This window comes from Microcella sp., assembly GCF_046293215.1.
Taxonomy (GTDB): domain Bacteria; phylum Actinomycetota; class Actinomycetes; order Actinomycetales; family Microbacteriaceae; genus Microcella.
In genome coordinates this window covers 1-12151 of sequence record NZ_JBKBPI010000002.1, presented here as the reverse complement: position 1 = coordinate 12151, position 12151 = coordinate 1, and the positions used below count along the sequence as shown (strand labels likewise).

Sequence of the window (12151 nt, the reverse complement as noted above, 5' to 3'; positions counted from 1 at the left end):
GCTAGGCCCGCGGGAGACCGATGGGGCCCGTCAATCCGGAGCGGTTACGAACCCGCAGTACGCGATAGCCCTTGTTCGTCGCTGCGCGGGTCACCTGCAACTGGCCGGCGTAGCGGCTCTCCATCCAGCGCTGCAGCGAGTCGGATCCGAGGTTGCGTGCCACCACGAGCCAGGCGTCACTTCCTTCATCGAGCCGGGGGAGCCAGGAATCGAGCAGGCCGTGCAGTTCGCCCTTGCCGATCCGGATCGGCGGATTCGACCAGATCGTCGTGAAGCGCACGTCGTCGGGCACGTCGTCGGGAGAGACCACCGTTACGTTGTCGAGGCCGAGGCGCTCGGCGTTGAGCCGGGTCAGCTCGCGAGCGCGTTCGTTGACGTCGACCGCCCACACACGGGCGCGCGGCGACTTCATCGCCAGGGTGAGTGCGATGGGGCCCCATCCGCAGCCGAGGTCAAGCAGGTTTCCCCCGGGTGCGGGGGCGGGAACCGAGCCCAGCAGCACCTGGGTTCCGGTGTCGATGGTTGACGGGCTGAACACTCCGCCCGCGGTGACTACCTCCACGGGGTGTCCGTCGAGCTGCACCTGAAGGGTGCGGGGGGTGAAGTCTCCGGCCGGCTGAGCGCTGAAATAGTGCTCCTGAGCCATGCAGTGAATCTACCCAACGCGAGCACTATGCTGAAGCGAATGATTTCCGACGGTGTGACCCCGGGCGACGAGACGGTCCCGGGCACGAGCGAGGCTCCCGTCGATGACGGAGCCGAGGCCGTTGCGCGCGTTCTCGCGAACGCTGACAGCGCCGCTCGGCGGGTGAACATCAGCGAAGGCCGCGCCACGGCGCTCCAGCAGCAGCACGACTATCTCGACGACCGAGACGGTGACCAGTTTGAGCGTGACGACCGCGCGGCGCTCAAGCGTGTGCGCGGTCTGTCCACCGAGCTCGACGACGTTACCGAGGTCGAGTATCGACAGCTTCGGCTCGAGAACGTCGTCCTGATTGGCGTGTACTCGCACGGGTCACTGGAGGACGCCGAGAACTCGCTTCGCGAGCTCGCAGCGCTTGCCGAGACAGCCGGTGCGGTCGTTCTCGATGGGCTGCTACAGCGGCGGCCCCACCCCGACCCGAGCACCTACTTGGGGAAGGGCAAGGCCGCGGAGCTGGCGATGATCGTCGCCGAGCTTGGCGCCGACACAGTTGTCGCCGACACCGAGCTTGCGCCCAGCCAGCGCCGGGCACTAGAAGACGTGGTGAAGGTGAAGGTCATTGATCGCACCGCGGTCATCCTCGACATCTTCAGTCAGCACGCCAAGAGCCGCGAGGGCAAAGCGCAAGTCGAACTGGCGCAGCTCGAATACCTCCTCCCGCGGCTGCGCGGCTGGGGCGAGTCGATGTCGCGTCAGGCCGGTGGCCAGGTCGGCGCGGGCGGCGCCGGTATGGGCTCCCGTGGTCCCGGTGAGACGAAGATCGAACTCGACCGCCGCCGCATCAACACCCGTATGGCGAAGCTGCGCCGGCAAATCAAGGGTTTTGCGCCGGCCCGCGCGGCAAAGCGCGCAAACCGCGACCGGTACTCGGTGCCGAGCGTCGCGATCGCCGGCTACACGAACGCGGGCAAGTCAAGTCTGTTGAACCGCATCACGCGCGCCGGAGTCCTGGTCGAGAACGCTCTGTTCGCCACGCTGGACGCCACGGTGCGCAAGTCGTCCACGCCCGACGGCCGGCCCTTCACACTCGTCGACACCGTCGGCTTCGTGCGCAATCTGCCCCACCAGTTGGTCGAGGCGTTCCGCTCGACGCTCGAAGAGGTGGGCGAGGCCGACGTGATTGTGCACGTCGTCGACGGCGCGCATCCCGATCCGGCGGCGCAGCTGGCGACCGTGCGTGACGTCATCGGCAGCGTGGATGCGCGCGATATCCCCGAGATCGTCGCCTTCAATAAATGCGACCTGATCGATGAGGATGCGCGGCTGCTGTTGCGCGGGCTCGAACCGACGGCGGTGTTCGTCTCCGCGAAGACGGGTGAAGGCATCGACGAGTTGCGCGCCCGCATCGGCGAGGTGCTTCCCGATCCCGACGTCGAAGTGGTCGTCGTTGTGCCGTACGACCGCGGTGAACTGGTGGCTCTCGTGCATGAGCGCGGTCGCGTTGTATCAACCGACTACGAGGAGGGCGGCACGCGCGTGCACGCCTTCGTGTCGCCGCAACACGCGGCGCAGCTGGCCGACTTCGTCGTCGCCGACGCGGCCTCGAGCGCGTCCTAGACCGAGCGCAGAACGGCGACGACTTTGCCGAGCACCTCGGCGTGGTCGCCGAGGATGGGCTCGTATGCCGTGTTCCGTGGCAAGAGCCAGGTGTGGCCATCTCGCTGCCGGAAGACCTTCACGGTGGCCTCGCCGTCGAGCATCGCGGCGACGATTTCGCCATTTTCGGCCGTCTGCTGCCGGCGCACGACTACGAGGTCTCCATCACAGATCGCCGCATCGATCATCGAGTCGCCCACCACGGTGAGCATGAACAGTTCGCCGGAGCCGACGAGCGTGCGGGGGAGCGGAACGACCTCCTCAACCATCTGGTCGGCCGTGATCGGGATGCCGGCGGCGATGCGACCCACGAGGGGCACCATGGCCGCATCGGCGACCTGCGGGGCGTCGGGGTCAGGATGCTCGGATGCGGACGGTTCGAGGTCGATGAGAACCTCCATCGCCCGCGGGCGGTTGGGGTCGCGACGAAGGTAGCCGCTGAGTTCGAGCTGACCGAGCTGGTGCGCGACGCTCGAGAGCGACGAGAGGCCGACCGCTTCGCCGATCTCGCGCATGCTCGGCGGGTACCCGCGCTGGGCGATCGACGACTGGATGGCGCGGAGGATGGCCTGCTGCTTGTCGCTCAGCGTGGTGCGGCGCCGGGTGCCAGGGGTGCTGGTGGTGCTCTCAGACATGGGGGCTCCCTCGCGTGATGTCGACGCACTGCGGTCAATGTCGGAGGTCGATGGTCGACTATCCGTGTTCTCGAAACTCTATCCAGTGCACACCGTCCAATCAAACACCTGTTCGAGCGTGTCGGTGGTTCTGGTGACAATTTCGGCAGAAACACTTGAACTCGCGTTCGATCGAATGTATGTTCGGAACACGGGTTCGCATCGCCCCTCCCGGCCGAGGGGTGATGCACCTCCGGCGGACCCCCGCCGCCGGAGGCCCGATCTTTTCGCAGAGGAGCTCCCATGACGGCGATCGACGCAGGTGCTTTCCCCACCATCGCTCGCGATGCTGCGGCGTCGACCGCGGCGGTGCCCACCCGGCTGCGGCTGACCCGCCGAGGTCGCGCCGTCATCACCGCACTCGTCAGCGCGCCGATCGTGGCGGTTGTGCTAGCCCTGGCGCTATCCGGCGGCGAGGCCACGGCAACCTCGGGTGACGTCGAACTGCCTGTCGTGACGGTCGAGGCGGGCCAGACGCTCTGGCAGCTCGCCGAGTCGGTGGCCCCAACCGCGAACCCTGCCGACCTCGTTGCCGACATCATCACGCTGAACGGCCTCGACTCGGCGGCGGTCATGCCGGGCCAGACGCTCGTGCTTCCCGAGCGGTACCTCGACTAAGCCGCCCTACGATGGGCGAGTGACTCGGCTCGACGACCTGCCTATTCGTGACGATCTGCGCGGCGCATCGCCGTATGGTGCGCCGCAGCGCCCCGTGCGCATCCAGCTCAACGTCAACGAGAACACCCACCCTGTCCCCGACGACGTCATTGCTCATGTGACGGCCGCCGTCGAGCGCGCCGTGCGCGGTGTCAATCGATATCCCGACCGCGAGTTCACCGTGCTGCGCGAACACCTCGCCGAGTACCTGAGCGCCGCCGAACCCTCCGACCCGGTCGCTCCTGAGCAGGTGTGGGCTGCCAACGGGTCGAACGAGGTGATCCAGCACATGCTGCAAGCCTTCGGCGGCCCGGGCCGCCGCATTCTTGGCTTCCCGCCGACGTACTCGATGCACTCGATCATCGCGGCGGGCACGGGAACCGAGTGGGTCGCGGCCGACCGTGACGCCGACTTCCGCATCAGCCCCGACACGGCCAGAGCGGCGATCGAGCGCACGCAGCCCGACATCGTGGTGCTGTGCGCGCCCAACAATCCGACCGGCACGCCGCTCGATCTCGAGACCATCGAGGCTGCGTACGACGCGACGCACGGCATCGTGTTGGTCGACGAGGCTTACGCGGAATTCATGCCGGACGGTCACCGCTCGGCGCTCTCGTTGTTGCCCGGTCGACCGCGTTTGGCGGTCTCCCGCACGATGAGCAAGGCGTTCGCGTTCGCCGGGGCGCGCCTCGGCTATCTTGCTGCTGATCCGGCCCTTATCGATGCCCTGCGGCTCGTTCGTTTGCCGTATCACCTGTCGGCGATCACGCAGGCGGCCGCCGTGGCCGCGCTGCAGCAGGCGCCTCTGATGCTTGCGACGGTTGACGCGATCCGAGCCCAGCGTGACCGGTTGCTCGTCGAGCTTCCCGCGTTGGGCTACGCACCCCACGACAGCTGGGCCAACTTCGTGCTGTTCGGGGGCGTCGACGACCCGACGGCGACGTTCCAGTACCTGCTCGACAACGACATCCTCATTCGCGATGTCGGTCTGCCCGGGCACCTGCGGGTGACGGCCGGCACCGAGGCTGAGACCAGTGAGTTCCTCGATGTCCTCGGTAGGATGCCCACGTGACCAGCCCCCGCACCGCCGACGTCCACCGCGAAACCAGTGAGTCGAGCATCCGCCTCTCTGTCAACCTCGACGGCACGGGCCGCTCCTCCATCGACACCACCGTGCCGTTCTTCAACCACATGTTGACGGCGTTCGCGAAGCACTCCCTGGTCGACCTCGAGGTGTCTGCCCACGGCGACACCGACATCGACGTGCACCACACGGTGGAAGACACGGGAATCGTGCTCGGCCAGGCGATTGCCTCGGCCCTCGGTGACAAGTCGGGCATCGCCCGCTTCGGCGATGCGCACGTTCCGCTTGACGAGGCGCTCGCCCGCGCCGTTGTTGACCTCTCTGGGCGTCCCTACCTCGTTCACTCGGGCGAGCCGGAAGGCTTCGAGCACCACCTCATCGGCGGCCACTTCACCGGATCGATGGTGCGTCACGTGTTCGAAGCGATCACGTTCCACGCCGGAATGTCGGTGCACCTGACGGTGCTCGCCGGCCGCGACCCCCACCACATCGCCGAGGCGCAGTTCAAGGCGTTCGCCCGCGCGTTTCGTCAAGCGGTCGAGCCCGACCCCCGTGTGTCGGGCATCCCCTCGACCAAGGGCGCACTCTGAGCGCCGTGAGCGCACCCACCGTTGCGTTGCTCGACTACGGGTCGGGCAACGTGCACTCCGCCGCGAAGGCGATCGAGGCGGCGGGAGCGCGCGTGCGCTTGACCGCTGACCGCTCGGCCGTGATGGCTGCCGACGGCCTCCTGGTGCCGGGAGTGGGGGCTTTTCACGCGGTCATGACGGCGCTCAAGGCCGTGCGCGGCGATGAACTGATCGACCGGCGACTCGCGGGTGGTCGGCCCGTGCTCGGCATCTGCGTCGGAATGCAGATCATGTTCGACCGCGGCGTGGAGCGTGGCACCACCTCCGAGGGGCTCGGTGAGTGGCCGGGCACCGTCCGAGAGCTGACGGCGCCGGTCCTGCCGCACATGGGGTGGAGCCCTGTTGAGGCCCCCGCTGACTCCCGGCTGTTCGCGGGCCTGCACGACGAGCGCTTCTACTTTGTGCACTCGTACGCCGCAACCGAGTGGAGCCTCGAGGTCACGAATCCGGCCATTCCCGCGCCGCGAGTCACCTGGGCCGAGCACGGTGAACGCTTCGTCGCCGCCGTCGAAAATGGCCCGCTCGCAGCTACCCAGTTCCACCCCGAGAAGTCGGGCGCGGCTGGCCTGGCACTGCTGCGCAACTGGGTCGAGTCGCTCTAGCTGTTTTTCGCGCTCGGCAAGCGGGGGTAGGCTCGTGTGCTGGCCGTGAGCCCCGATACGCCCGTACCCTGCGAGAAAGTTTCTGATGAGCGAGTTCTCCCGCGTTCCCCACCTCACGCTGCTCCCGGCGGTCGACGTCGCTGACGGCAAAGCCGTTCGACTCACGCAGGGAGAGGCGGGCACGGAAGAGAGCTTTGGCGATCCGATCGACGCGGCGCACGAGTGGGCCGATCAGGGGGCCGAGTGGATTCACCTCGTCGATCTCGACGCAGCCTTCGGTCGCGGCAGTAACCGCGCGATCATCAAGAAGGTGGTGAAGTCGACGCCCAAGCGCGTCAACATCGAATTGTCGGGTGGCATTCGCGACGACGCGAGCCTGGAGGCTGCGCTCGCCACGGGCGCGAAGCGCATTAATCTCGGCACCGCCGCGCTCGAGAACCCCGAGTGGGCCGCGCACGTGATCGCCGAGTATGGCGAGGCGATCGCCGTTGGCCTCGACGTGCGGGGCACGACGCTCGCGGCACGCGGCTGGACGGAAGAGGGCGGCGATCTGTGGAGCGTGCTGGAGCGCCTCGAGGCCGCCGGCTGTGCCCGCTACGTTGTCACGGACGTCACGAAAGACGGCACCCTGAAGGGTCCGAACCTTGAGCTGCTGCGCGCGGTTATGGAGCGCACCCACCGGCCCGTGATCGCCTCCGGCGGTGTGGCGACCCTCGATGACATCGCCGCGCTGCGCGAGCTGGTGCCGCTCGGGCTCGAGGGTGCGATCGTAGGCAAGGCGCTCTACGCCGGCGCGTTCACGCTTCCTGAAGCGCTCGACGTCGCCGGGCGCTAGTCCCGTGGCGTTCGGCCCGACCGACTCTGCCGGCCAACCCTGGAAGGGGCGGTCATTCGAGCCGAACCCGAACGCCGCCGACGACGGCTCGGCTCCGCCCGCGTTCCTCGAGGTACACGCCCGCTTTCGTTCGGGCGACGCGTCGCTGGTCGACGTGGTCGAGACGGTTCGTCAATGCCGCTTCCTGATTCCCCTCGTGGCCGTTGCGGGCGAGGTGGCCGAGGGTCCAGACGGGCGCATGGTCGATAAGTCTCAAGAGCTGTCGATCATTACCGTCGAGGGCCCAGACGGACGTCCGGTGTTGCCGGTCTTCTCATCGACCGAGGCGATCACTGCCTGGCGTGATGACGCGCGCCCCGTGCCCGCCGATGCCGTGCGCGTCGCGCTCGCCGCCGCGTCGGAGAACACCGACCGCGTCGTCATCGACCCCCGCTCTGAGACTCTTACTGTGCTGCCGCGGCCGGCGGTGTGGGCGATCGCCCAGTCGCGGCCCTGGGTGCCGGCTGTCGACGACGACGAGGTCGTGGAGGCGCTATCGCAGCCGGCGAACGAGCATCCCGTGCTCTGGGCGGTGTCGATCGTCCCGGGTGATCCGCGGGCAACGGGCGCGGGGCCAGAGGTCGTCGTGCGCGTCGCGCACGACCCGGATGCTCAGCCCGCCACGGTGCGCACCGCTCTGTCGGCGCTCGGCGCGGCGTGGGCGGCCAACCCGGTCGTTGCCGAGCGCGTCGATTCGATCAGCATTCAGCCGATCGCCGCGCCGCGCTAGTCAGCTCAGGCCGGTCAGGTGACTGGTCCGGTCCACTTCTCGCCCGGACCCTTGCCGGGCGCGTCGGGGAAGGCCGACGCTTCGCGGAAGGCGAGCTGCACCGAACGCAGGCCGTCGCGCAGCGGCCGAGCGTGATGGTCGCCGAGTTCGGGGGCGGCCGCGGTGACGAGTCCGGCGAGCGCGTTAATCAGCGATCGGGCTTCGGCGAGGTCGATTTCGTCTTCGCCATTCTCGGACAGGCCGCACTTCACGGCGGCCGCACTCAGAAGGTGAACGCACGCGGCGTTGATGATCTCAACGGCGGGCACCTCGGCGATGTCGCGGGCGGCGGTGTCCATCATGACCTCGTTCTGCTATTCTTGGGCGGGCTCCGGGGCCATTTCCCCGGTACGAAAGAGGAGTTCGCTCCCACCCGCGCTTGACCGCACTTAGGTTACCGGGTCGCACAGCCTCCCTCGGCCAGGTTCATCTGCCCGAGAGATTGGGGCTACCGCGGCCGTGCGCGCCGTGGAAACGCACTCCTCGATCGGGTCCACCGAGACCGTCTCGGCTGGATCGCCAGCAGCATTGACACGCAACGAGGAGTCGCCATCAGCGAACCGAGAACCAACGACCGCATCCGCGTCCCCGAGGTCCGCCTTGTCGGGCCGGGAGGCGAGCAGGTCGGCGTCGTGAAGGTTGAAGTGGCCCTGCGCCTGGCGCAGGAGGCCGACCTCGACCTTGTCGAGGTCGCCCCGAACTCGAAGCCGCCCGTGGTGAAGATCATGGACTACGGCAAGTTCAAGTACGAGGCTGCGCAGAAGGCCAAGGAGGCCCGACGTAACCAGGCGAACACCGTCCTGAAAGAGGTCCGGTTCCGTCTGAAGATCGACTCTCACGACTACGAAACGAAGCGCAAGCGCGCCGAGAACTTCTTGAAGGCCGGTGACAAGGTCAAGGCCATGATCCTGTTCCGCGGCCGCGAGCAGTCCCGCCCCGAGATGGGCGTGCGTCTGCTGCAGCGCTTCGCTGATGACGTCGCCGAGCTCGGTGTCGTCGAGAACAAGCCCACGATTGACGGCCGCAACATGACGATGATCATTGCGCCGCTGAAGAACAAGTCCGAGGCGAAGGCCGAGCAGAACGCGGCCCGGGCCGAGGCGAAGGCGGCCCGCCAGGGCCGCGCCGGTGACGACGAGTAGTCACCGCCCACATCTGACCGCCCGCAGGGGCGCGTGCAGCACCCGCAACGAAACGAGGAAGAGATGCCCAAGCAGAAGACCCACTCCGGGGCGAAGAAGCGCTTCAAGACCACCGGTAGCGGCAAGGTCATGAAGCAGTCGGCCGGCATGCGTCACAACCTGGAGAAGAAGTCGAGCGAGCTGACCCGCCGACTGAACCGCGAGCAGGTTGTCGCGCCGCAGGACGCGAAGGTCATCAAGAAGCTCATCGGCGAGAAGTAACGCCGAGACACGACGAAGTAAGGACGAAAGAAGATGGCGAGAGTCAAGCGGGCAGTTAACGCCCACAAGAAGCGTCGGGTCATTCTCGAGCGCGCCGAGGGGTACCGCGGTCAGCGGTCGCGCCTCTACCGCAAGGCCAAGGAGCAGGTCACCCACTCGCTCGTGTACGCGTACCGCGACCGTCGCGCACGCAAGGGTGAGTTCCGCCGCCTCTGGATTCAGCGCATCAACGCCGCTGCCCGCCAGAACGGCATGACCTACAACCGCCTCATCCAGGGCCTCGGCCTTGCCGGTGTCGAGGTTGACCGTCGCATGCTGGCCGAGCTGGCCGTCAACGAGCCGGCCACGTTTGCCACGCTCGTCGAGACCGCCAAGAAGGCTCTTCCCGCCGACACCTCGGCGCCGAAGTCGGCCGCGTAGGTCCTCCGCACGACCACACGATGGCGCGCATCCCCGCCCGGGGTGCGCGCCATCGTCGCGTTCACCCGCCGTTTGCCCGCATCTCGCTACCATGAGCGCGTGATCGACAACCCGCGCTCGCCCCGCGTGCGCGCCGCCGCCAAGCTCGCGAAGAAGAACCAGCGCGCCGAAACCGGGTTGTTCCTCGTCGAAGGGCCCCAGGCGGTGGCCGAGGCCATCCGCTTCCGGCCGGCTCTTGTGCGTGAGATTTTCGTGACACCGCAGGCCCGTGACCGCTCCGGCGCGCTCATCCGGGATGCACGCGCCGCCTCCATCCCGGTCGAGATCGTCACCGAGGCCGTGCTGTCCGCGATTGCGGACACCGTGACTCCGCAGGGAATGGTTGCAGTCTGCGCAACCTTCCCCGCGTCGCTCGAGTCGGTGATCGCTGCCCGGCCACGCCTCGTGGCCGTGCTCGAGGAGGTGCGTGATCCTGGCAACGCCGGCACGGTCATCCGGGTGGCGGATGCGGCCGGTGCCGACGCCGTCATTCTGACCGGCACGAGCGTTGACCCGTTCAACCCGAAGGCGGTGCGGGCAACCACCGGTTCCCTTTTCCACGTCCCCGTCGTCGTCGGCGTCTCGCTCGACGAGGCGCTGGAGGCCCTCCGAGCGATCGGGATGCGCGTGCTCGCCGCTGACATTTCCGGCGACGATCTGCTTGCCGCGCGCTCCGACGGCGACCTCGATGGGCCGACCGCCTGGCTGTTCGGCAACGAGGCGCGGGGGTTGACGGCCGAGCAGCTCACGCAGGCCGACCGCGCGGTCATCGTGCCCATCTACGGCAACGCCGAGTCTCTGAACCTTGCCACGGCCGCCGCCGTGTGCCTGTACGAGAGTGCCTTCGCCCAGCGTGCGGCTGCTGTGGACACGCGTGACGACGATCACTGACCCTGTGTTTGGCTGGCGGCCATGCCCGCCCTGGTTGAGATCGATTCGGTCAACAAGCACTTCGGCGATCTGCACGTTCTGAAAGACGTCACGACGAACGTCGAGGCCGGCGAGGTCGTCGTCGTGATCGGCCCGAGCGGCTCGGGAAAGTCGACCCTCTGCCGCGCCATCAACCGCCTCGAGACGATCGACGGTGGCGCGATTCGCATCGACGGCACGGCGTTGCCGGCCGAGGGTCGCGCGCTCGCGCAGCTGCGCGCCGATGTCGGCATGGTCTTTCAGGCGTTCAACCTGTTCGCCCACAAGACCGTTCTCGAGAACGTCGCCCTCGGCCCGCGGAAGGTGCGGCGCCTGTCGAAAGCGGACGCCGAGGCGAAGGCCATGGCGTTGCTTGACCGGGTTGGCGTCGCCAATCAGGCGCACAAGATGCCCGCCCAGCTCTCTGGTGGTCAGCAGCAGCGCGTCGCCATCGCGCGAGCGCTCGCGATGGAGCCGAAACTCATTCTGCTCGACGAGCCCACTTCGGCCCTCGACCCCGAGATGATCAACGAGGTGCTCGACGTCATGGTGCAGCTCGCAAAGGACGGCATGACGATGATCGTCGTCACCCACGAGATGGGCTTCGCCCGACGCGCAGCCGACCGCGTGCTGTTCATGGCCGACGGCGAGATCGTCGAAGAGGCGACGCCCGAGAAGTTCTTCACTGACCCGCAAACACAGCGGGCCAAAGACTTCCTGTCCAAGATCCTCACCCACTAGGGAAGGCCGCCCCGCCGGCCGGTGGGGCGGATCACACACAGCAACGAGGGGGACTTCATGCGGAGACGTTCGACACGCTGGGCCATTGCCACCGCCGCGGTGGCAGCACTGACGCTCAGTGCCTGCGCCGACACCGGATCATCGACACCCGAACCCGAGGTGGTCGATGACGCACAGTTTGAGCCGGGCACGACCATGGCGGCCCTCGCGGACGCCGGCACGATCACCATTGGCACCAAGTTCGATCAACCACTGTTTGGTCTGGCCGGTCCCGAAGGAGTGCCCGTCGGATTCGATGTCGAGATCGGCAAGATCATCGCCGCCGAGCTCGGTATCGCGCCCGAGAACATCAGATGGGTCGAGACCGTGTCGGCGAACCGCGAGCCGTTCATCCAAAACGGCGAGGTCGACATCGTGATCGCGACCTACACGATCAACGACACCCGCAAAGAAGTGATCTCCTTCGCGGGTCCGTACTACGAGGCCGGCCAAGACCTGCTCGTACCTGCCGGCAACCCCGACGGCATCACGGGGCCCGACGACCTGGCCGACAAGGTCGTGTGCACCGTCACGGGGTCGACCTCCGAGGTGAACATTCGCGAGTACGCAACGGCTGACGTGCTCACGACCGACACCTACACCAACTGTCTCGAGCCGATGCGCACCGGGGCCGCTCAGGCGTTGACCACCGACAACGTCATCCTCGCCGGGCTCGCCGACCAGAACGAGGGCGAGTTCGAGGTCGTCGGCAACCCCTTCACCGCCGAGCCGTACGGCATCGGCCTGGCACTCGACGACACCGAGTTCCGTAACTGGATCAACGACGTGCTTGAGGCCGCCTACGCCGACGGGCGCTGGGTTGCGGCGTGGGAGGGCACGGCCGGTGCCGTGCTCGAGACGCCCGAGCCGCCCGCGGTCGACCGCTACTAGTGCCGCCCCGGGGGGGGGGCCCCCCCCCGGCGGCCCCCGCGGCCCCGACGCCAAGCTGCCCGCAGGCGGTCGCGCAGACCGTTCACGACGAGCGCCCGAGCCGTCGACGGATGCGCGCGGT

General features: G+C 67.7%; 16 protein-coding genes. 13 read left to right on the top strand and 3 right to left on the bottom strand.

Annotated elements, in window-relative coordinates; translation table 11 throughout:
* Position 1: 1 nt before the first annotated feature.
* Positions 2-646, bottom strand: coding sequence for a class I SAM-dependent methyltransferase (locus ACK4SC_RS02030; protein ID WP_409614353.1), 645 nt, complete (start codon positions 644-646; stop codon positions 2-4).
* A gap of 39 nt (positions 647-685) precedes the next feature.
* Here ACK4SC_RS02030 and hflX point away from each other — a divergent pair, with 39 nt between their 5' ends.
* A complete protein-coding gene (hflX, locus tag ACK4SC_RS02025; RefSeq protein ID WP_409614352.1) occupies positions 686-2260 on the top strand; it encodes a GTPase HflX in 1575 nt (524 codons plus the stop codon).
* Here the strand turns inward: hflX and lexA are convergent.
* Complete coding sequence (gene lexA, locus ACK4SC_RS02020; RefSeq protein WP_409614350.1) at positions 2257-2934, bottom strand: transcriptional repressor LexA; 678 nt, start codon at positions 2932-2934, stop codon at positions 2257-2259. The genes hflX and lexA overlap by 4 nt on opposite strands.
* 282 nt (positions 2935-3216) lie before the next feature.
* Between lexA and ACK4SC_RS02015 the strand changes: the two genes are divergently transcribed.
* From ACK4SC_RS02015 to ACK4SC_RS01990, 6 genes are all read left to right on the top strand, one after another.
* Positions 3217-3591 (top strand): LysM peptidoglycan-binding domain-containing protein, encoded by a 375-nt coding sequence (locus ACK4SC_RS02015; RefSeq protein WP_409614348.1) that lies wholly within the window; start codon positions 3217-3219, stop codon positions 3589-3591.
* 19 nt (positions 3592-3610) lie between these two features.
* Positions 3611-4702, top strand: a complete 1092-nt coding sequence (locus ACK4SC_RS02010) for a histidinol-phosphate transaminase (RefSeq protein ID WP_409614346.1) — start codon at positions 3611-3613, stop codon at positions 4700-4702.
* Positions 4699-5304 (top strand): imidazoleglycerol-phosphate dehydratase HisB, encoded by a 606-nt coding sequence (gene hisB, locus ACK4SC_RS02005; RefSeq protein WP_409614345.1) that lies wholly within the window; start codon positions 4699-4701, stop codon positions 5302-5304. Before ACK4SC_RS02010 ends, hisB begins: the two co-directional genes overlap by 4 nt.
* Positions 5305-5309: 5 nt before the next feature.
* Positions 5310-5945 carry an imidazole glycerol phosphate synthase subunit HisH gene (gene hisH, locus ACK4SC_RS02000; protein ID WP_409614344.1) on the top strand — a complete coding sequence of 212 codons (636 nt, stop codon included), beginning with the start codon at positions 5310-5312 and terminating at the stop codon, positions 5943-5945.
* An 85-nt stretch (positions 5946-6030) separates the two neighbouring features.
* Positions 6031-6780, top strand: coding sequence for a bifunctional 1-(5-phosphoribosyl)-5-((5-phosphoribosylamino)methylideneamino)imidazole-4-carboxamide isomerase/phosphoribosylanthranilate isomerase PriA (priA, locus tag ACK4SC_RS01995; RefSeq protein WP_409614342.1), 750 nt, complete (start codon positions 6031-6033; stop codon positions 6778-6780).
* 4 nt (positions 6781-6784) lie between these two features.
* Positions 6785-7549 (top strand): SseB family protein, encoded by a 765-nt coding sequence (locus ACK4SC_RS01990; RefSeq protein ID WP_409614340.1) that lies wholly within the window; start codon positions 6785-6787, stop codon positions 7547-7549.
* Positions 7550-7563: 14 nt separating this feature from the next.
* Here the strand turns inward: ACK4SC_RS01990 and ACK4SC_RS01985 are convergent, their stop codons facing one another.
* Positions 7564-7890 carry a DUF1844 domain-containing protein gene (locus ACK4SC_RS01985; protein ID WP_409614338.1) on the bottom strand — a complete coding sequence of 109 codons (327 nt, stop codon included), beginning with the start codon at positions 7888-7890 and terminating at the stop codon, positions 7564-7566.
* 249 nt (positions 7891-8139) lie between these two features.
* Between ACK4SC_RS01985 and infC the strand changes: the two genes are divergently transcribed.
* From infC to ACK4SC_RS01955, 6 genes are all read left to right on the top strand, one after another.
* A complete protein-coding gene (infC, locus tag ACK4SC_RS01980; protein WP_409614832.1) occupies positions 8140-8730 on the top strand; it encodes a translation initiation factor IF-3 in 591 nt (196 codons plus the stop codon).
* Positions 8731-8793: 63 nt separating this feature from the next.
* A complete protein-coding gene (rpmI, locus tag ACK4SC_RS01975) occupies positions 8794-8991 on the top strand; it encodes a 50S ribosomal protein L35 (RefSeq protein ID WP_409614337.1) in 198 nt (65 codons plus the stop codon).
* A 33-nt stretch (positions 8992-9024) separates the two neighbouring features.
* A complete protein-coding gene (rplT, locus tag ACK4SC_RS01970) occupies positions 9025-9411 on the top strand; it encodes a 50S ribosomal protein L20 (RefSeq protein WP_409614335.1) in 387 nt (128 codons plus the stop codon).
* Between the two features lie 99 nt (positions 9412-9510).
* Positions 9511-10341: a TrmH family RNA methyltransferase gene (locus ACK4SC_RS01965; protein WP_409614333.1), complete on the top strand. Its 831-nt coding sequence runs from the start codon at positions 9511-9513 to the stop codon at positions 10339-10341.
* 21 nt (positions 10342-10362) lie between these two features.
* Positions 10363-11100, top strand: coding sequence for an amino acid ABC transporter ATP-binding protein (locus ACK4SC_RS01960; RefSeq protein WP_409614331.1), 738 nt, complete (start codon positions 10363-10365; stop codon positions 11098-11100).
* Positions 11101-11157: 57 nt separating this feature from the next.
* Positions 11158-12030: a glutamate ABC transporter substrate-binding protein gene (locus ACK4SC_RS01955; RefSeq protein WP_409614329.1), complete on the top strand. Its 873-nt coding sequence runs from the start codon at positions 11158-11160 to the stop codon at positions 12028-12030.
* Positions 12031-12151 lie beyond the last annotated feature (121 nt).